The organism is Methylobacterium sp. J-118 (genome assembly GCF_057836565.1).
This window is the reverse complement of sequence record NZ_JBYQFA010000001.1, coordinates 351,290-370,511: the sequence shown is the minus strand read 5'-3', so window position 1 is coordinate 370,511 and position 19,222 is coordinate 351,290. Positions and strand designations below refer to the sequence as shown.

Below are 19,222 nucleotides of genomic sequence, written 5' to 3'. Positions count from 1 at the left end.
CAGGACAGGGGCGCCTATTCGTCGGACGCGGCCTTCTTGGCGGCCGGCTTCTTGGCTGCGGCCTTGGCGGGAGCGGCCTTATGGGCGGCGGCTTTCGGCGCAGGCTTCGACAGGCCCTTGCCGGGTTTGGCCTCCGGCATCGTCGGTGTCTCCACGGCGGTGTAGGCGCTCGCCGCGTGGGGGAGGGGATGGGCCGCCTTCGCGGCGACCTTGGCGGCCGGGGTCTTGGCCGTGGCCTTGGCCGCCTGCGCCTGTTCCGCGCGCGCCGCGCGGGCCTGCTTGGCCGCCTCCAGCGCCGCGAGGCGCCTGGCCTTGGCGGCTTCGAGCTTGGCGGCCCGGCTGTTGGCGACGGCGGCCTTCTGCTCGGCCTCCTGCGCGTCTATGATCTGCTGACCCTCGGCCGGGTTGCGGCCGATCCAGACGGCGATCGGCTGCAGGGGCGCCCGCGGCGGCAGGCTGCGCGCACGCAGGGCCGGGTTGGAGAAGGCGGCGAGCGCCAGGGCCGGCGAGTTCGCCGCGGCCCCGCCGATCAGCTGTGCCGCGGAGCCGGGGGCATTGAGCGCGCCGGGCCCGTCCTCGATCGCCGGGGGCTTCTTGCCGCCGCAGACGAAGGGACGCATGTCCGGCGGCGCGGAGAGCGCTGAGGCCGGCAGCGCGTCCAGCGTCGGGCTGGTCCAGCCGGCACTCTGGGCGAAGGCGTAGTCGAACAGGTCGGCGGCCTTCACGTCGCGCTCGCGCGGGCTCGGCTGCCCCATCACGATGGTGACGATCCGCCGGCCGTTGCGGGTGGCTGTGGCCACAACGTTGAAGCCGCCCGAGCAGATGAAGCCGGTCTTCATCCCGTCGGTGCCGGGATAGCGCCCGAGCAGGCCGTTGTGGTTCGCCATCACCGCACGGCCGAACTGGATCGCCGAGATCGAGAACAGGTCGTGGGACTCCGGGAAGTCGCGGATCAGCGCCCGGGCCAGCACCGCCATGTCGCGGGCCGAGGTCCACTGGCGCGGATCAGGCAGGCCGTTGGGATTGTACCAATGGCTGTCGTGCATACCGATCCGCTGGGCGGTCTCGTTCATCAGGGTGGCGAAGTTGTCGATCGAGCCGCCGAGGTTCTCGCCGATCGCGTAGGCGATGTCGTTGGCCGACTTGACCATGATGATCTTGAGGGCGTTGTCGAGGGTGAGCTGTGTCCCGGGCTTGAAGCCCATCTTGGAGGGCGGCTCGGCGGTGGCGGCGGCCGAGATGGTGATCATCGAATCGAGCGAGACCTTGCCCTGCCGCACGAGGTCGAGGGCGACGTAGGTGGTCATCAGCTTCGTGATCGAGGCCGGATACCAGGGGTCGGTCGGCGCTTGCGCGTAGAGCACCTTGCCCGAATCCACGTCGGCGACGAGGATCGGTACCGTCACCGCATCCGCCGCGCGGATTCCGGCCAGGCTCGCTCCGAGCACACCTGTCAGCGCCGCAAGCCCGACGGCGAGACGCCGGAAGAGAGAAGAGGACATTCAGGCCCGACTCGTCAGAGGATCGCCAGGATCGACGCCGCCAGGCGCCGCTATTCCGGCCGCGGGCCGGAGGGAGGCGCAACCCGGGCAGCCGAATTCGACCGCCGCGCTGCATCTCGGCATCAACGAGGGCACCGTGGCAAGAGCAAGGCGAGAGCGCACCGGGACCCTGCGCGGCGTGGTTGTCAGTGGTCCGGGACGCGCGCACCGCCTATCTGCGGAGCGTGCGGCGCGCGAGACGGTGGCTGGAACGGCAGTGAGTTACGCGGTCAAGGAAATCTTCCACACCCTTCAGGGGGAGGGCGCCCAGGCGGGTCGCGCGGCGGTGTTCTGCCGCTTCGCCGGGTGCAACCTCTGGTCCGGGCGCGAGGCGGACCGGGCCGCGGCGGCCTGCCGATTCTGCGACACGGATTTCGTCGGTCTCGACGGGGAGGGCGGCGGGCGCTTCGCCGACGCGGCCGCCCTCGCCGCCTCCGTCGCGGCGACCTGGCTGGGCGGTCCCGAGAACCGCTACGTCGTCTTCACCGGCGGTGAACCGCTGCTCCAGCTCGACGCGCCCCTGATCGAGGCGGTGCACGCGCAGGGCTTCGAGATCGCCATCGAGACCAACGGCACGCTGCCGGCCCCCCCCGGCATCGACTGGATCTGCGTCAGCCCGAAGGGAGCCAACCCCCTCGTGCAGCGGACCGGCCACGAGTTGAAGCTCGTCTATCCGCAGGTGGATGCCGACCCCGCGGACTTCGTCGGCCTCGATTTCCGCCACCGCTTCCTCCAGCCCCTGGACGGGCCGGGCCGGATCGCCAGCACCGAGGCCGCGATCGCGTATTGCCGGAGCGACGCCCGCTGGCGCCTCTCGCTCCAGACCCACAAGATGATCGGGATTCCCTGAGCTTCGGCGGTGCATCGGGCCGTCCGGCCACGCCATGCCAGCCGGAGCCCCGGACGAATCTCGGGACATCAATCGCCCATGGCCGCGCGCTGGGCCGAGGCGGCCCGGATCGCCGAGCGCGCGAACCGTCCGTTTGCCGCAGCCGGGTCGGGGGTCTCGCCGGACAGGACAGCGGTCCGGAGGGCGGTGAGCCCGGGATCGCCCCAGTCCGCAAGGAGGCCCCCGAACGCCCGGTGACGCGCCGCGTCGAACGGGATCGGCCGGCCGGTCCCGTCCTTGGCGGGATGGGCCGGGTGCAGCGCCCCGATGGGCACCCAGCCTTTCGGGATCGGCGCAGTGGCGGCGTGCGTGCGCCGCAGTCGAAGCAGCTTCGGCAGGATATGGCTGTGCGGCCCGGGAACGGCGATCCCGCCGGGCGGCGGGATCGCCGTGTAGACCTCGATCCGCCCGGCGCGGGCGAGGAAGACCCGGTGCGGGCTCGATGCGGCGAGGGCCGCGACGACCGGATTGTCCGGCAGCAAGATCGGCCGACCGGCCCCGGCGCGGAGCCGGTCGATCAGGGCCGGATCGGTCACGCGCACACAGGCATCGGCCGCCGCAAGTCCGAGGCCGAGATCGAACAGGATCCCATCGCGATCCTGCGGACGGACTGCGGCGGCGTCGGGCCCCAGCTCGGTCAGCACCGCGCGCTGCCCCATCGCGCAGGCCGCCGCCGGCAGGCAGAGCGCGACCGCCTGGCTCCATCCGCTCGCGAAGCCGGTCTCGTAGGCGACGGGCCTGAGATCCGATGGCGGAGCGAGCGCGACCGCGCCGCGGTCCGTTGCGCACCCGAGGCGGCCGTCATCGAGGGGCCGCGCCGGCTCGCCGGGATCCCGGCGGAAGACCGCGATGGCGCCGTAGCTGCCGAGACTCCAAGTGCAATCCGGGTCGGCAAGCTGCAACCGCAACAGGGTCGGCAGGGATTGCCCCGATCGGCCCCTCATCGGTTTCCCCGCGTTCGGCATCGTAGGCGCTACGCCTTGACATGGCCCGCGAATGACCGGAAGTCGCGGGTCGATCGTCGCGGTAGAGTTCGGCGACGCGGGCGCCCGGCTGGGAACGAGCAGCGCGAAGACGCCCGCCGCGCCACGGGACCCGCGGGAAGGGCGCTGGTATGGACGTCATCGAGACCGAGATCCCGGACGTGAAGCGCATCGTGCCCAAGCGCCTGGGCGATGCGCGCGGCTGGTTCTCCGAGACGTTCCGGGTGGACGCGCTGGGGCGGGCCGGCATCGCCAACACCTTCGTTCAGGACAACCAATCCTTCTCGGCCCCGCAGGGCACGATCCGCGGCCTTCACTTCCAGATCGCCCCGCGCGCCCAAGCCAAGCTCATCCGCGTGCTGCAGGGCGCGATCCTGGACGTGGCGGTCGATATCCGCAGCGCCTCGCCGACCTTCGGCAGGTTCGTAGCCGTGACCCTCGACGCCAAGACGGGCACGCAGCTCTTCATCCCGCACGGCTTCGCCCACGGCTTCTGCACCCTCACGCCCGACGTGATGGTCGCCTACAAGGTCGACGACTATTACAGCCCCGAGCACGACCGGTCGCTCGCCTGGAACGATCCCGAGATCGGGATCCCGTGGCCGGTCTCGGGCGATGGTGCGATCCTGTCCGACAAGGACCGCCGCGCCCCCCGGCTCACCGAGCTCGGGCGCGCCTTTTGACCGGCCAAGCCGTAATTTTGTCACGGCGCGCAGCCTTCTGCTGCCCCGCCATCCCGTTTCCGACCCGTCCGAGGAGGTAATCCGCCATGCGCATCCTGGTGACCGGAGGCTGCGGCTTCATCGGCTCGGCGCTGGTGCTGCACCTCGTCGAGGATCTCGGCCACGAGGTCTGCACCTTCGACGCGATGACCTATGCGGCCAATCCAATCTCCCTGGCGCCGCTCGCCGACAACCCGCGCCACCGCCGGGTCGAGGCCGATATCTGCGACCGCGCCGCCGTGCAGACGGCGTTGGCCGAGTTCCGCCCCCAGGCCGTGATGCACCTCGCCGCCGAGAGCCACGTCGACCGCTCGATCACCGATCCGGGCGCCTTCGTGCGCACCAACGTGATCGGCACCCAGACGATGCTGGACGGGGCCCGCGGGTATTATGAATCCCTGCCGGAGGCGGACAAAAAGAGCTTCCGGTTCCTCCACGTCTCCACCGACGAGGTCTACGGCTCGCTGCCGCCGGATGCGTTCTTCACCGAGGAGAGCCGCTACGACCCGCGCTCGCCGTACTCGGCCTCGAAGGCGGCCTCCGATCACCTGGCGCGGGCCTGGCACGAGACCTACGGCCTGCCGGTGCTGGTGACCAACTGCTCCAACAATTACGGGCCGCGTCACTTCCCCGAGAAGCTGATCCCGCTGATGATCCTCAATGCCCTGGAGGGCAAGGCGCTGCCGGTCTACGGCGACGGCCAGAACGAGCGCGACTGGATCCACGTCGAGGACCACGCCAAGGGCCTCGTCGCCGTGCTGGAGCGCGGCCGGGTCGGCCAGACCTACCTGCTCGGCGGCCGGGCGGTGCGCAACAACCTGGCGGTGGTGAAGGCGCTCTGCGCGGCCTTCGACCGTCTGCGCCCGGAGAACGCCCCGCACGAGAAGCTGATCAGCTTCGTCGCCGACCGCCCGGGCCATGACCGGCGCTATGCCATCGACTGCACCAAGGCCGAGACCGAGCTCGGCTGGCGCCCGCAGAAGACCTTCGAGCAGGCGCTCGAGGCGACCGTCGCCTGGTACCTCGACAACGAGAGCTGGTGGCGCCCGATCCGCGAGGGCCGCTACAAGGGCGAGCGCCTGGGGCTGAACACCTGATGGAGGTCCTCGTCCTCGGCGGCGGCGGCCAGGTCGGCACCGAGCTGCAGGCCCTGGCCTGGCCGGACGGCATGTCGGTGCACGCGCCGAGCCGCACCGCGCTCGACATCACCGACCCGGCGGCCGTGGCGGCGGCGCTCGATAGCCGCGCGTACCGGGTGGTGATCAACACCGCTGCCTACACCGCGGTCGACAAGGCCGAGTCCGAGGTTGTGGCGGCGTGGCGCCTCAACGCGCTGGCCCCGGCGATCCTGGCGGCGGCGACGGCCGAGCGCAAGATCCCCCTCGTCCACGTCTCGACCGACTACGTCTTCGCCGGCACGAAGCCGGACGGGGCCTACGCCCCCGACGCCCCCATCGACCCGCAGAGCGTCTACGGGGCCAGCAAGGCCGCGGGCGAACTCGCGGTGCGCACCGCCAACCCGCGCCACGCCATCGTCCGGACCGCCTGGGTGGTGAGCCCGCACCGGGGCAACTTCGTCAAGACGATGCTCCGGCTCGCCGGCGAGCGCGACGCCCTGACGGTGGTCGACGACCAGCACGGCTGCCCGACCTCCGCGGCCGACCTCGCCACCGCCCTGGCCACGATCGCGCAGCGCATGGCGACCGACGCGCAGGCGCCCATCGGCACGTTCCACTGCGTCAACGCGGGCGACACGACGTGGCGCGGCTTCGCCGAGGCGATCGTCGCCGGCGGGGCCCGGCGCGGCGGCCGCTCCATCCCGGTCGAGGGCATCCCGACCGCCGCCTATCCGACCCCGGCCCGGCGGCCGGCCAATTCGCGCCTGTCCACCGACAGCCTCACGGCCGCCTACGGCATCGCCCCGCGGCCCTGGCAGGCGGCGCTCGACGACATCCTGAACCGGCTCGTCGGGCCGGTTCGCGAGGGAGTATCCAAGCCATGAAGGGCATCGTTCTGGCCGGCGGCTCCGGTACGCGGCTGCACCCGGCCACGCTGTCGATCAACAAGCAGCTCCTGCCGGTCTACGACAAGCCGATGATCTACTATCCGGTCTCGGTGCTGATGCTTACCGGCATCCGCGAGATCCTGATCATCTCGTCGCCGGAACACCTCGACAATTACAAGCGCCTGTTCGGCACCGGCGAGCAGTTCGGCCTGCGATTCTCCTATGCCCTGCAGCCCCGGCCGGAGGGCCTCGCCCAGGCCTTCGTGATCGGCCGCGACTTCGTCGGCACCGACGACGTGGCGCTGATCCTCGGCGACAACCTGTTCTTCGGCGCCGGCATGGGCGCGTTGCTGGCGCGGGCCGCGGCGCGCAAGCAGGGGGCCACGGTCTTCGCCTACCACGTGGACAATCCCCAGGCCTACGGCGTGGTCAGCCTCGACAAGACCGGGCGCCCGACCCGGATCGTCGAGAAGCCGCAGAACCCGGATTCGACCTGGGCGGTGACCGGCCTGTATTTCTACGACAACCAGGTCCTCGACATCGCCGCCGACGTGAAGCCCTCGCCCCGCGGCGAGCTGGAGATCACCAGCGTCAACGAGGTCTATCTCGAGCGCGGGCAGCTGCACGTGGAGCGCATGTCCCGCGGCTATGCCTGGCTCGACACGGGGACCCACGACAGCCTCCTGGAGGCGAGCGAGTTCGTCCGCACCCTCCAGCACCGCCAGGGGCTTCAGGTCGCCTGCCTGGAGGAGATCGCCTATCTCCAGAACTTCATCACCCGCGAGCAGCTGGTGGCCCGCGGCGAGATGTTCGCCAAGACCAATTACGGCCAGAACCTGCTGCGCCTCGCCCGGGAGAGCGACGACGAGCGCGCCCTGCGCTGATCCCGCCCGTCCGGTCGGCACAACCCGCGGGCGCGCGTTGTGACATGGGGAAGGGACGTCTGACCCAGCGCCCGGCGAGCGGGCCTGTCGTGAGAGCGACCCCCGCACCGTGACCCGGCGGACCCTTTGTCCCCGATGGCGGCGCGTCACGCGGGTGTGACCGCCCCGCTTGGACCCGCCGCGCGGTCTCCCGCTTTGTTCGCCTTTGCAGACCCGACGCGGCGCCGTATCAGGGTCCGCGAACCCGCCGCCGCCGCGCGGACGCGTCGAACCCCGGAGCCGCCGCCCCGATGCGGGACCCCAACGCGATCGACTTCTGGCGCGGTTTCGCCCTGGTGACGATCTTCATCAACCACATCCCGGGCAACACCTTCGAGCGCTACACCTTCTCACAATACGGCATCTCGGACGCCGCCGAGCTGTTCGTGTTCCTGGCGGGCTGGTCGATCGGCATCGCCACCCGGGGCCGCGACGGGGTTCCGGAGCCCCCCGGCAAGAGCGTGGTGCGGCTGCTGGCCCGGACCGTCGAGGTCTACCGGGCGCAGCTCACCGTCATGCTCCTGGCGCTGGCCATCATCGCGGGGGCAGCCCTCCTGCTCGACAATCCGCTGATCCTCGAATGGCACAATGCCGGCGGCTTCTTCGCGGATCCGATCCAGTCGGTCTGCGGCATGGCGCTGCTGACCTACCAGCTCGGTTTTTTCAACATCCTGCCGCTCTACGTGCTGCTGATCGGCGTCGCGCCGGTCTTCGTGCTGGTCGGCCGCGTCAGCCTCGTCGCGGCCCTGGTCCTGTCCGGGGGACTCTACGCCGCCAGCCTCGTCTTCGAGTGGAACCTGCCCTCCTGGCCCGGGGAGGGGGACTGGTTCTTCGATCCCCTCTGCTGGCAGGTGCTTCTGGTGCTGGGCTTCGTGCTGCAGCGCTGGAACCTCCGCTCCGACGTGCTGCGCCGCTGGTCGCGCCGCTTGTTCCCGGCCGGCATCGCCATCGTCGTCGCGGGGATTGTGCTTTCCGTGGCGGAGATTCGGCCGGATCCGATGCTGGTGCCGTCGCCGCGCCTGCTGTTCACCTTCGAGAAAACCTACCTGACCCCGGCGCGGCTGGTGCATTTCCTGGGGGTATTGTTGGCGTTTGCCCCCCTGTACGCATTGCTCGCCCCCCGCCTTGGCCACATCGTGGGCTATCTCACGCAGCTGGGACGAAACTCCCTGGCTGTCTTCTCAATGGGCTCGATCCTGAGTCTGATCGGACAGCTCGTGCGTTTTCAGACCGGCGGCGGCCTGCTGATCGACATGCTGGTCGCCGGCACGGGTGTGATCGGGCTGGGTTTCACGGCATGGTTCGTCGAATGGCGTACCCGCAACAGGTCTCCGAGGCCGCGCCCGTGAGCCCGGCCGCGCGCGCCGGGCGCGCCGCCCGTCCGAGGCTGTCCCTGATCCTAAGCCTGCTCCTCGCCGGCCCGGCGCAGGCGGAGCAGGTCGCCGATCCCGGGGCGGGCGAGCCCGGACTGTCCCAGGAATGCCGGGTGCCGGGCGCGCAGCTCTACGCGGCGGCGCAACTGGGGGCCGTCAAGGCGGCCCTGGCCGAGAACCGGCCCCTGAAGCTGCTGGCGATCGGCGGCTCCGCGGCACCGGGAGCGTCGGCCTCCTATCCGGCCAAGCTGGAGGCTGCCCTGGAACGGGCGCTGCCGAAGGTCGACGTGGTGATCGATCATCGCGGCCTCCCGGGCGAGGTCGCCTCCGGGGCCGCCGAGCGCCTGCGCACCATGGTGGTCGAGGCCGAGCCCGATCTCGTGATCTGGCAGGTGGGCACCCACGACGCCATCGCCCGCGTCGATGCCGAGGCCTTCGAGGGGGCGCTCACCGAAGCCGTCGCCTGGATCCGGTCCCACGGGATCGACGTGGTCCTGGTCGACCCGATCTACACCGCCAGCATGGCCGCGGACGTGGATTACAACCGGATCGTCGAGGCGGTGCGGACTGTGGCGACCCAGCAGCAGGTGCCCCTGGTGCGGCGCTACGAGGCGCTGCACTACCTGTCGAGCCGCAGCGACCGGGGCGAGGGCCACATGCTCGGTCGCCAGTTCCGGCTCAACGATCTCGGCCTGCGCTGCATGGCCGAGCACGTGGCCCTGACCATCGTCACCTCGCTGGCGCGGACCGAGGCGCCCCCGGAGCCCAAGCCCGATCCGGCCGCACCGCCCTTAACCGGGCCGCAAGGCGCGCCGGGCTAGACCGACAACCAGAGGTCGGCCTCCCGCCGTCCGAGGCCCGGCGCGGAGCGCGTAGTGTCAGCCATGGCTCTCCCCGCCCGCGCGGTCCGGCGCCTGCGGGCCCTGCGCGGCGGCCCGCAGCGGATGGCGCTCACGGTTTTCGCGATCCGGGTCGGTTCGGCCGGCTTCGCCTACGTCTCCCAGGTCCTGGCGGCGCGGCTGATGGGCTGGGAAGCCTACGGCATCTTCGCCTCCGTGTGGGTCTGGACCGCGATGCTCGGCCACACCCTGACCCTCGGCCTGTCGCAGGGCGCCTGCCGATTCGTGCCGGCCGACCAGGCGCAGGGGGATCTCGACCTCGCCCGCGGCTACATCCGCGCCGGCGCGCTGGTGACCGGCGGGGCGGCGCTGGCCGTCGCCGGGCTGGGCGCGGCCCTCCTCCTGCTCGAACCGGGCCTGTTCGCGCCGGCCTATCGCGCCCCGATCGCGGTCGCCGTCTGCGTGATGCCGCTCTTCGCGCTCCAGGATTATCTGGAGGGCGTGGCGCGCAGCCAGAACTGGATCGGCCTCGCCATCGCGCCCCCCTATCTCCTGCGCCAGACCCTGATGATGGCCGGCATGATCGCGGCGATCCTGCTCGGAGCGCCGCCGCGCGCGGAGGTGGCGATGGCCTGCATGCTCGCCGCCGCCGCTGCCGCGACCGCCCTTCAGGCCGGCCTGCTCGCGGCGCGGCTGCGCCGGGACTTGTCGTCCGGACCGCACCGCTATCGCTGGCGCTCCTGGCTCGGCACGAGCCTGCCGATCGCCGCCATCGATCTGGCCAATGCCGGCTTCACCTTCGTCGACGTGATCGTGCTGGGCGCCCTGGTAAGCCCGGCCGAGGTCGGGATCTACTTCGCCGCGACGCGGATCCAGCAATTCGTGGTGTTCGTGCATTTCGCCGTCAGCGCCGCCACGCTCCAGCGCTACAGCGCGGCGCAGGCCGGGGCGAACCGCCTCCTCCTCGCCGAACTCGTGCGGCGGCAAGCGCGGGTGACCGCGGCCGCGACCGTGGCGGTCGGCGGCGCGATCCTGGCCGCCAGCCCGTTTCTGCTCGCGCTGTTCGGCGCGGGACTCGCGGGCAGCGTCCCGATCCTGTGCGTCCTCGTGTCCGGCAGCGTCGCGGCGACCCTGTTCGGTCCCGGCGAGGACCTCCTCACCATGCTGGGCGGCGAGCGGCTCTGTGCCGGAATCACCGCGGCGTCCCTCATCGCCGCCGCGGGCCTGTGCCTGATCCTGGTGCCGCCCCTCGGGGCGCTCGGCGCCGCCGTGGCGGTGGCGCTCGCCTCCGTCGTGCGGTCCGGCCTGCTGGCCCGCGCCGCCGGGCGGATCCACGGCCTTCCGACGCCGGTCTGGATCGCGGGAGCCGTCCGATGAACCGGACCAGCGCCGTTCCCGCGACGTCCGACCTGTCGATCGCCTGCTCGACGGCCCCCGAGGCCGAGGCTTGGGACGCGCTGTTCGAGGCCGCCACCGCCCCACATCCGCATTTCTCGCGGCACGTCATGGCGGCCCACGCGACCGCCGGCCTGCTGCCGGCCGCTCTGCGCTACGTCACCGTCCGGCGGGCAAACCGCCTCGTCGCGCTCCTGCCCTGCGTGCCGACCCGCGACCTCTCCGGTCTCGGCGGCCGGGTGCTGCGGCCGTTCCTCTCGCCCTTCGTCACCGCCACGGCACCCCTGGTGGCTGACGGGCCTGAGCGCGCCGCCGACGTCGATGCCCTGGTGACCGGCCTCGCGGCGGCCTCCGGCGGACGGGCCTGGCGCTGGCCGCTGCTGCCAACCGGGGAGGGCGCGGTGCCGGAGCTGCTGGCGGCCATGCGCGCGCGCGGCTGGGCGATCGGCACGGTGGCGGCCTTCGAGCGCCCGGTCATGGACCGCCGGGCCGATCACGACGCCTTCCTGGCAGGCCATCCGAACCGGTCCCGGTTCAAGGATCTGCGCCGCCGCGCCCGGCGGCTCGCCGAGGCCGGCGTCGTCGCCTATGAGAGCGCGACGGCCGGCGCCGACCTGGACCGCCTCCGCGCGGCGTTCCTCGACCTCGAACGCGATGGCTGGAAGGGTCGGGCCGGCACCGCCATGGCCTGCCGCCCCGAGACCGCCACGCTGGCCCACGCCCTATTCGCGGACGCGGCGGGCCCGGTCGGCATCCGGGCCGACGCGCTGACCCTCGACGGGCGTCCCGTGGCGGTCAGCCTCGCCCTGACCGGCAAGGGGACCGCGACCCTGCTGAAGACCGCCTACGACGAGGCCCTGCGCAGCCACGCCCCGGGGCTGCTCCTGGAGGACGAGATCGTGCGCGCCTGCCACGCGACCGGCTTCGCCGACCGCCTGGATTCGGCGACCCTGGACGGATCGGCGCTGGAGAGCCTCTATCGCGACCGGACCCCGGTGGCCGAGATCATCGCGCTCCCGCCGGGCAACCACGCGCTCTCCCTGGAGCGGCGCCTGCGCCTGGCCCGGTTCGAGCAGGAGGCGCGCGTCGCTGCCAAGCGCGTCCTGAAGCGCTGAGCGGCGGTACCGGATCGTCCGCCGCGGTCGTCGCCAGTCCGCCCGAAAGCCCCACGCGGATCTGCGCCTACCAGGCCCTGTTGGGACCCTCGACCCGGTCGTACACCCCATGGCCGGTCCGGGCGCGGTAGGCGCGGCCGGCGATCTCACCGGGGGTCGGCGGCGTGCCGGGCTGGGCGAAGGTCGTCTCCGGCCGGTAGGCCGGCCCCCAGCCGATCTCCTCATCGCCCGCCGGATCCTTGCCGGGGAACCCGGTCACGTAGCCGGTGCTCTGCGCGAGCGCCGGGGCGGCGGCGAGGGCGAGCAGGGTCGCGAGGGTGAAGCGCAGCGCTGTCCTGGATCGCATCGATCGACATCTCCGTGCATGATCCGCGGAACGGATCGTCTGCGGGGTCAACCCCGCTCCGACGCGCGGGTTGTCGAGGCGCGCAGTCATTTCGCGGAGGCGCGGGCGTCATGGAAGACTGGAAGGCGGCCCTCAGGGCCGAATTGCGGGCCATGGAGATCGCCACCGGCGAGGCCGCTTCGGCCCAACTCCCGGAGCTGCTCCGTCGCCTGCGCCGGCATCAGGCGGGGCTCGACGGCAATCCGATCCTCGCCCTGTACAGGCGCTGGCGCATCCGGCGGCTCGCCCGCGCCGTGGCCGATGCGCGCTGGCACATGGAGCAGGGGCGCGCCGCGCGCCTCGGAGGCCTCGATCCGCGGCCCTGAATCGGCGTCCCGAATGGTCCGCGCGGCGTTTGCGAAGACGCGAGGCGCGGGCCCCGGCATTACGCCGCGACGGGCGATCCCGCGCGCCGGCCCGTCCGCGGAGCCTCGGGTGCGCGCGCGCTCGGCCTGGTCGATGCCGTTCGATCGGCGATCACGGCGGGCAGGCGCACGAGGACGATGGTGCCGACCGTCTCCTCGGAGCGGATGCGGAGTGATCCGCCATGCAGCTCGACCATCGAGCGCGTGATGGCGAGCCCCAGGCCCGATCCCTTGTGGCTCCGGGTCATCTGCGCCTCGACCTGCGTGAACGGCCGGCCGAGCCGGGCGAGGTCCGAGCGCGGGATGCCGATGCCGTTATCCTCGATGAACAGATGCGTGCTGGCGCCCGCTCGCCGTACGCGCAGGGCGACGCGGCCCCCGATCGGGGTGAACTTCACGGCGTTCTGGACGAGGTTGGCGAGGATCTGCTGCATGGCGCTCGGATCGGCCAGCAGGTCGAGCCCGGGCGGCACGTCCACGCTCACGGTGATCGCCTTCTCCCGGGCGGCCGCCGCCATCGGCGCCAGGGCGGACGACACCGCATCCTCGGCCGAGATCGCCCGGGGGCTCAGCCGCACGCGGCGCGCCTCCAGTCGGGCCATGTCGAGGATGTCGTCGATCATCGAGAGGAGATGCGATCCGCTCTCGCGGATGTCCCGGCAATATTCGGTGTAGCGGGGGGTGCCGAGCGGGCCGAGCACGGCGTTCTCCATCACGTCGGCGAAGCCGATGATGGCGTTGAGCGGCGTACGCAGCTCGTGGCTCATATTGGCCAGGAACTCGGACTTGGCCTGGTTCGCCGCCTCGGCGACGGCCTTCTGGTCGAGGTAGCGCTCGGCGAGGTCGGCGAGCTGCTGGGTCTGGAGTTCCAGCGTCCGGCGGGAGCGCTTGAGATCCTTCACGGTCTCGATCAGCTCGCGCTCGGAGGCCTGGAGCTGCTCCTGGTGGCGCTTCAGGCTGGTGATGTCGGTCCCGACCGAGACGTAGCCGCCGTCCTTGGTGCGCCGCTCGCTGATCTGGAGCCAGCGGCCATCCGCCAGCTCGGCCTCGAAGGTCCGGGCCGCCATGCCGCCGAGCGCCATGCCGACCTCCGGCGATTCGCGCCGGACCTGGGGCAGCACGCCCCGCCCCATCACATCCGTGTAACTCTGGCCGGACCTGGCATCCTCCGGGCTCAGGGCGTGCAGGTGACGAAATTTCGAATTGCACAGGACCAGCCGGTTGCCGGTATCCCAGAGGACGAAGGCCTCCGAGATGGCCTCGACGGCATCGCGCAGGCGCATGTCGGCCGCCGCGTTCGTCTCCTCCAGGGCCCGCTGCTCGCTGATGTCGGTGGTGATGCCCACCAAGTGCTGGCTGCCGTCGGCGGCGTTGACCACGACCTCGGCGCGGGCGCGGAACCAGACATAGGCCCCGTCGGCGCCGCGCATGCGGAACGCGTGGTCGATATGGGTCTGGTTGGCCGCGACGCCCCGGGCGAGGCTGTAGAGATCCCCGTCGTCGGGATGGACCAGGCCGTTGACGTCGCCGAAGGAGAGGTACTCGTTCTGCCGCTGGTAGCCGAGCAGGCCGTACATCGAATCGGACCAGTAGATCCGGCCCCGGGCCACGTCCCAATCCCAGAGGCCGCAGGCGCCGCGGCGCAGGGCCGTCTCGAGGCGGCCGTGGATCTTCTCCCGGGCGCGGTCGGCCCGGGTCGCCTGCCGGGTCTGCAATCCGTAGGCGAGGCTGACGCCGAGGATCACGAGGGCCGCGGCGGCGATCAGGACGATCTGATCGCGGGTGCGGGCGCTCCAGCCGCGCAGCAGCGGCTCGATCGGCTGGACCACGGCCACCTGTCCGAGACCGCCGGGCAGGCTGTGCATGGCGGCCAGCACGGTCTCGCCCCCCGGGAGGTCCAGGGCGATGGTCCCGGCGCGCTCGCCGAGCCCGGACAGGGGCTCGCTCGCGCCGAGCACCTGGGACAGCGTCTGAAGGTCGGCCGGGAGGGGCGGATGGGACGCGACGATGCGGGTATCGGGCCGAACCAGCAGGAGGCGCCGCCCGGAATGCCGCGCGCTCTCCGGCATCAGACTGCGCAGGTCCGTCGCGAGGATCCCCGCGGGACCGACGGCCCGGGCGGCCAGGCGCGCGAATTCCTCGACCTCGACCTTGGCGACCGCCAGGATCTCGGCACGCTGGCCGCGGATGTGCAGCGCCGCCAGCCCGATCAGGCAGGCCAGGAACACCGCCAGCGTCCCCGGCACGGCGAAGCGCAACCAGCGCTCGGGCTGACCGAACCGCGACTCCGGTGCGCGGGCCGGCCAGGAGACGGCCAGAGTCGAGTCCGCACGCGCGGAGAAGGAAGCGGAAGCCGCCTCCGGCATGGCCGAACCTCGTCCGTGGGAACAACGACCCGAACGGAGCCCCGCTCCCCGAATCTATGTGAATACAATCACCCTGGGGGGCGGTTTGTCCACGGCTTTTTTACCATACGGCCTTGACGAACACCCCGTGTTGCAGCCGTGCCGGAGAATCGATTTCTACCGCAGGTTCAAGTGCTTAGCCATCTTCCAGGCTACGCGCGAGGATGTCGGCGCTGTCCCGGGACAGGCCGGGGATCGCCTTGATCCCGTTGAGCATTTCGACGGCTTTGGCGGCGCGCGATTTTTCCAGCCGGCGCCACGATCCGAAGGCCGTGAGCAGGCGCGCGGCAACCTGTGGGTTGGTGGAATCGAGTGCCGCGACGGTCCGGGCCACGCAGGAAAATCCCGCTCCGTCGCGCCGCGCGAACTGCGTCGGGTTGCCGAACGCGAAGCTGCCGATCAGGGCGCGCACCCGATTCGGGTTGGTTAGGGTGAAGGCCGGGTGATCCTGCAGCCGGATCATTCGGTCCAGCGTTCCGGCTTCGGGGATCTGGGCCTGGATGGCGAACCACTTGTCGAGGACGAGGGGCTCGTCGGCGTAGCGCGCGGCGAAATCCGCCAGCGCCGCCTCGCGCTCCGCCCCGGGGATCAGCGCCAGGGTCGCGAGGGCGGCGAGGCGGTCGGTCATGTTGGTGGCGCTCGCCAGGCGCTCCGCGGCGCGCGCGGCGCCCGCCGGCGGATCGCCCGCCGCGATCAGGTCGAGGGCGGTGTTGCGGAGCGAGCGGCGCCCCGCCGAGGCGGCGTCGGGGCTGTAGGGCGCTCCCGCGACCGGCGCCAGGGCGGCGTCGATCCGTTCGAGGCGGGGTCGAAGCGTCCGGCCGAGATACACCCGCAGGTCGGTGCGGGCCCGGTGGATCGCGTCGGGGTCGACATCGGCCGGGAGGGCGTCGGCAGCCTCGCCCTCGCTCGGCAAGGCCAGGACGAGGGCCGCGAAGGCCGGATCGGCCAGGGCCTCGCCGTCGAGGAAGCGACCCAGGGCCTCCGCGAAGGCCTCCATCCGGCCGGTGTCGGCGTCGAGGATCAGGCGCAGGGCGACATCCTGCGCCGCCTGCCAGCGGTTGAACGGGTCGCTGTCCTGCGCCAGCAGCCGCATGCGCTGCGCGTCGGTGAGGGCGAGATCGAGGCGCACCGGCGCCGAGAAGTCCCGCAGCACCGACGGCACCGGCTCCTCGGTGACGGCCTCGTAGACGATCTCGGCCTCCGGGCGGTCGAGGACGTAGACGCCGTCCTGCACCTGCGCGCAGGTGGCGCCGGACAGCGGCCCGGCCGCGCCGACGAGGCCGAGCGCCACCGGGATCACCAGGGGCGGTCCGTCCGCGCCGGGCAGGCTCTGCGCCAGCCGCAGGGTGTAGCGCGCCGCCTCGGGATCATACCGGCCGGAGACCGACAGGCGGGGCGTGCCGGGGCGCTCGTACCAGCGGGCGAAGGCCGCGAGATCGCGCCCGGTCACCGACGCGAAGGCGGCCAGAAAGTCCTCGACGGTGGCGGCGCGCCCGTCATTGTCGGCGAAGTAGCGGTCCATGCCGGCCCGGAACGCCGCCGGGCCGATCAGGGTGCGCAGCATCCGGACGATTTCCGCGCCCTTGTCGTAGACGGTTGCCGTGTAGAAGTTGTTGATCTCCGCGTAGGCCCGCGGCCGTACCGGGTGGCGCAGCGGCCCGGCATCCTCGGGGAACTGGCGCGCGCGCAGGGACCGGACCTCGGCGATCCGGTGCACCGGCCGGGACCGCATGTCGGAGGAGAATTCCTGGTCGCGAAAGACCGTCAGGCCCTCCTTCAGGCAAAGCTGGAACCAGTCCCGGCAGGTGACGCGGTTGCCCGACCAGTTGTGGAAATACTCGTGGGCGATGATCGCCTCGATGGCCGCGTAATCCCCGTCGGTCGCCGTCTCGGGGCTCGCCAGAACGTATTTGTCGTTGAAGATGTTGAGGCCCTTGTTCTCCATCGCGCCCATGTTGAAGTCGGACACGGCGACGACGTTGAACAGGTCGAGGTCGTAGGCGCGGCCGAAGGCGGCCTCGTCCCAGGCCATGGAGCGGATCACGGCATCGAGGGCGTAGTCCGCCCGAAGCTCCTTGCCGGGCTCGACATAGACCGCGCAGGTGACGGCGCGTCCCTCGGCGGTGGTGAACCGGGTCTCGACCATCCCGAGGCGGCCGCCGACCAGGGCGAACAGGTAGGCGGGCTTCGGGTGCGGGTCGTGCCAGACGGCGAAGTGCCGGTCGGCGCCGACCGGGCCGGCGTCGATCCGGTTGCCGTTGCCCAGCAGCACCGGCGCCTCGGCCCGGTCCGCCTCGATCCGCGTGGTGTAGACCGCCATGACGTCGGGGCGATCGAGGAAGTAGGTGATGCGGCGGAAGCCGTCGGCCTCGCATTGCGTGCAATAGACGCCGTTCGAGCGGTAGAGGCCCATCAGCCGGGTGTTGGCCGTGGGGTCGACCTCGGTGACGAGGCGCAGGGTGAAGGGCCGCCGGGGCGGAGCGAGCAGGCTGAGGCCCGACGGGGACACCGTGTAGGCGTCGCTCGCGGGTTCCGCGCCGTCCAGGGCAAGGGACACCAGCCGCAGGTCATCGCCGTCGAGGATCAGCGGCGCCCCCGGGACACCCTCCGGGTTCGGGCGCAGCGCCAGCGTCGCGTCGATCCGGGTGGCGTGCGGGTCGAGGCGGATGTCGAGGTCGACCCGGTCGATCAGGTAGTCGCTCGGCCGGTATTCCTCGAGGCGGATCAGCGGCGGCGTCTCGGTGCGCATGCGTCTCTCACTCCGGGTCTGGATCGGGTCCGTTCTGGTCCCTCGCGGCGCCCGGCGCAACGCGGTCGCACGGGCGTCCACCCGGCGCCCCCGGTCACGGCGGGCTGCGGGCCCGGTCTACCCGTGCGCCGGCCCGCGCTCTAGCTAGCAGCGCGACCGGCCGCCGCGGGCGCGCCCGGTCGTGTCCGTTTCTCGGGGGGCGTCGCGACGGCCCCCGCCGCAACAGAGGCAGTGCCGCCGATGGAATACCTGCACACCATGGTCCGGGTGGCCGATCTCGACCGGGCGCTCGCCTTCTACGTGGATACGTTCGGCCTCCAGGAGGTGCGCCGGATCGACAACGAGAAGGGCCGCTTCACCCTCGTCTTCCTGGCAGCGCCGGGGGATGCCGCCCGGGCGACGGAGACGAAGTCGCCGCTCGTCGAACTCACCTACAACTGGGATCCGGAAACCTACTCGGGCGGGCGCAATTTCGGGCACCTCGCCTATCAGGTCGACGACATCTACGCCTTCTGCGCGCGGCTCCGGGACAAGGGCGTGACCATCAACCGGCCCCCGCGCGACGGCCACATGGCCTTCGTGAAGTCGCCGGACGGCATCTCCATCGAGATCCTCCAGAAGGGCGGCGCGAAGGAGCCGCAGGAGCCCTGGGCCTCCATGGAGAACACCGGCTCCTGGTAACCCACCTTGACCCGGGCGGCGGCGCGGGCGCATCTGCCCGCGGATCAGCCGGCCGGGCGGCCGCTCCGGGTGCTTCGGCGTCCGGGGAGGAAAGTCCGGGCTCCATGGAGAGACGGTGCCGGATAACGTCCGGCGGGGGCGACCCCAGGGACAGTGCCACAGAGAGCAGACCGCCCCGGACGCGTCCGGGGTCAGGGTGAAAGGGTGCGGTAAGAGCGCACCGCGGACGCGGCAACGCGGACGGCATGGCAAACCCCACCGGGAGCAAGACCGAATAGGGGCGGCGCGCCCTTCGCGAGAAGGGCAGGCCGGCTCTCCAGGCCAGTCGCCCGGGTTGGTTGCTCGAGGCGGTCGGCGACGACCGTCCCAGAGGAATGGCCGCCACGTCGGGGCGCTCCGGCGCTCCGGCCCTACAGAACCCGGCTTATAGGCCGGCTGATCCACCACCGACAAAAAGCGACGCGGCTGCAAGGCCTTGTCGCGGGTCGGCGGCCCGGCTGCGGGACCGCCCGGACCGGATGGCGCGGAGGCCGAATTTCCCGCGCGGCAAAAACCTTCGGTTAACCTTGGCGGGGTCAGATCGGTCCGCGCGGCAGCGCCAAGCGCGTGCGTTGACGATCCTCCGAGGCCCATGATACCCGGCATCCTCCCGTCAACGGCGCGTATCGGATCGCCGGGCGCAACTTGCCTTCGAGCAGGTCCCGTCCGTGCGCGGCGTTTTGCGCATGTCGCATCCGGTGCCGTTCCCGTCACGCGCGCCGCCCTCGGGCGGCCCGGTACAGGGCACCATGAGACGCACGAGCCGCATCAGCGCCCGGAGTTCCGGAGCGCTCCGCCATCCCGCCCCCGATC

At 71.8% G+C, this 19,222-nt stretch carries 16 protein-coding genes and 1 other RNA gene; 12 read left to right on the top strand and 5 right to left on the bottom strand.

Annotation, left to right across the window (positions count from 1 at the left end; translation table 11 throughout):
• Positions 1-14: 14 nt before the first annotated feature.
• Complete coding sequence (locus tag AC3IF3_RS01745) at positions 15-1,502, bottom strand: D-alanyl-D-alanine carboxypeptidase family protein (protein ID WP_489226967.1); 1,488 nt, start codon at positions 1,500-1,502, stop codon at positions 15-17.
• A gap of 256 nt (positions 1,503-1,758) precedes the next feature.
• Between AC3IF3_RS01745 and queE the strand changes: the two genes are divergently transcribed.
• Entirely contained in the window at positions 1,759-2,391 is a 633-nt protein-coding gene (gene queE, locus AC3IF3_RS01740) for a 7-carboxy-7-deazaguanine synthase (protein WP_489226966.1), read from the top strand.
• A 68-nt stretch (positions 2,392-2,459) separates the two neighbouring features.
• Here queE and AC3IF3_RS01735 read toward each other — a convergent pair whose 3' ends face one another.
• Positions 2,460-3,374 carry a DUF6925 family protein gene (locus tag AC3IF3_RS01735; protein ID WP_489226964.1) on the bottom strand — a complete coding sequence of 305 codons (915 nt, stop codon included), beginning with the start codon at positions 3,372-3,374 and terminating at the stop codon, positions 2,460-2,462.
• A 170-nt stretch (positions 3,375-3,544) separates the two neighbouring features.
• Between AC3IF3_RS01735 and rfbC the strand changes: the two genes are divergently transcribed.
• The 8 genes from rfbC to AC3IF3_RS01695 all read left to right on the top strand — a co-directional run bounded on the left by rfbC (position 3,545) and on the right by AC3IF3_RS01695 (position 11,785).
• Positions 3,545-4,096, top strand: a complete 552-nt coding sequence (gene rfbC / locus AC3IF3_RS01730) for a dTDP-4-dehydrorhamnose 3,5-epimerase (protein WP_489226963.1) — start codon at positions 3,545-3,547, stop codon at positions 4,094-4,096.
• An 86-nt stretch (positions 4,097-4,182) separates the two neighbouring features.
• Positions 4,183-5,232, top strand: a complete 1,050-nt coding sequence (gene rfbB / locus AC3IF3_RS01725) for a dTDP-glucose 4,6-dehydratase (RefSeq protein WP_489226961.1) — start codon at positions 4,183-4,185, stop codon at positions 5,230-5,232.
• A complete protein-coding gene (rfbD, locus tag AC3IF3_RS01720; RefSeq protein WP_489226959.1) occupies positions 5,232-6,137 on the top strand; it encodes a dTDP-4-dehydrorhamnose reductase in 906 nt (301 codons plus the stop codon). Before rfbB ends, rfbD begins: the two co-directional genes overlap by 1 nt.
• Positions 6,134-7,024, top strand: a complete 891-nt coding sequence (gene rfbA / locus AC3IF3_RS01715; RefSeq protein ID WP_489226957.1) for a glucose-1-phosphate thymidylyltransferase RfbA — start codon at positions 6,134-6,136, stop codon at positions 7,022-7,024. Before rfbD ends, rfbA begins: the two co-directional genes overlap by 4 nt.
• Positions 7,025-7,314: 290 nt before the next feature.
• A complete protein-coding gene (locus AC3IF3_RS01710; protein ID WP_243968031.1) occupies positions 7,315-8,412 on the top strand; it encodes an OpgC family protein in 1,098 nt (365 codons plus the stop codon).
• Complete coding sequence (locus AC3IF3_RS01705) at positions 8,373-9,257, top strand: SGNH/GDSL hydrolase family protein (protein ID WP_489226955.1); 885 nt, start codon at positions 8,373-8,375, stop codon at positions 9,255-9,257. Before AC3IF3_RS01710 ends, AC3IF3_RS01705 begins: the two co-directional genes overlap by 40 nt.
• 54 nt (positions 9,258-9,311) lie before the next feature.
• Positions 9,312-10,652 carry a lipopolysaccharide biosynthesis protein gene (locus tag AC3IF3_RS01700; RefSeq protein WP_489226953.1) on the top strand — a complete coding sequence of 447 codons (1,341 nt, stop codon included), beginning with the start codon at positions 9,312-9,314 and terminating at the stop codon, positions 10,650-10,652.
• Positions 10,649-11,785, top strand: a complete 1,137-nt coding sequence (locus AC3IF3_RS01695) for a GNAT family N-acetyltransferase (RefSeq protein ID WP_489226951.1) — start codon at positions 10,649-10,651, stop codon at positions 11,783-11,785. The genes AC3IF3_RS01700 and AC3IF3_RS01695 overlap by 4 nt, the downstream gene beginning before the upstream one ends.
• 67 nt (positions 11,786-11,852) lie before the next feature.
• Here AC3IF3_RS01695 and AC3IF3_RS01690 read toward each other — a convergent pair whose 3' ends face one another.
• Complete coding sequence (locus tag AC3IF3_RS01690; RefSeq protein WP_489226950.1) at positions 11,853-12,131, bottom strand: hypothetical protein; 279 nt, start codon at positions 12,129-12,131, stop codon at positions 11,853-11,855.
• A 110-nt stretch (positions 12,132-12,241) separates the two neighbouring features.
• Between AC3IF3_RS01690 and AC3IF3_RS01685 the strand changes: the two genes are divergently transcribed.
• Positions 12,242-12,496, top strand: coding sequence for a hypothetical protein (locus tag AC3IF3_RS01685; protein WP_489226949.1), 255 nt, complete (start codon positions 12,242-12,244; stop codon positions 12,494-12,496).
• Between the two features lie 59 nt (positions 12,497-12,555).
• Here AC3IF3_RS01685 and AC3IF3_RS01680 read toward each other — a convergent pair whose 3' ends face one another.
• Both AC3IF3_RS01680 and pepN read right to left on the bottom strand, forming a co-directional pair.
• Positions 12,556-14,901 carry a PAS domain-containing sensor histidine kinase gene (locus AC3IF3_RS01680; RefSeq protein ID WP_489226947.1) on the bottom strand — a complete coding sequence of 782 codons (2,346 nt, stop codon included), beginning with the start codon at positions 14,899-14,901 and terminating at the stop codon, positions 12,556-12,558.
• Between the two features lie 175 nt (positions 14,902-15,076).
• Positions 15,077-17,689: an aminopeptidase N gene (gene pepN / locus AC3IF3_RS01675; RefSeq protein WP_489226945.1), complete on the bottom strand. Its 2,613-nt coding sequence runs from the start codon at positions 17,687-17,689 to the stop codon at positions 15,077-15,079.
• A gap of 240 nt (positions 17,690-17,929) precedes the next feature.
• Between pepN and AC3IF3_RS01670 the strand changes: the two genes are divergently transcribed.
• Both AC3IF3_RS01670 and rnpB read left to right on the top strand, forming a co-directional pair.
• The gene (locus AC3IF3_RS01670; RefSeq protein ID WP_489219469.1) at positions 17,930-18,370 is read left to right on the top strand and encodes a VOC family protein; all 441 of its coding nucleotides are present in this window, start codon (positions 17,930-17,932) and stop codon (positions 18,368-18,370) included.
• 44 nt (positions 18,371-18,414) lie between these two features.
• Positions 18,415-18,813, top strand: an RNA gene (gene rnpB / locus AC3IF3_RS01665) — RNase P RNA component class A.
• Positions 18,814-19,222: the final 409 nt, after the last annotated feature.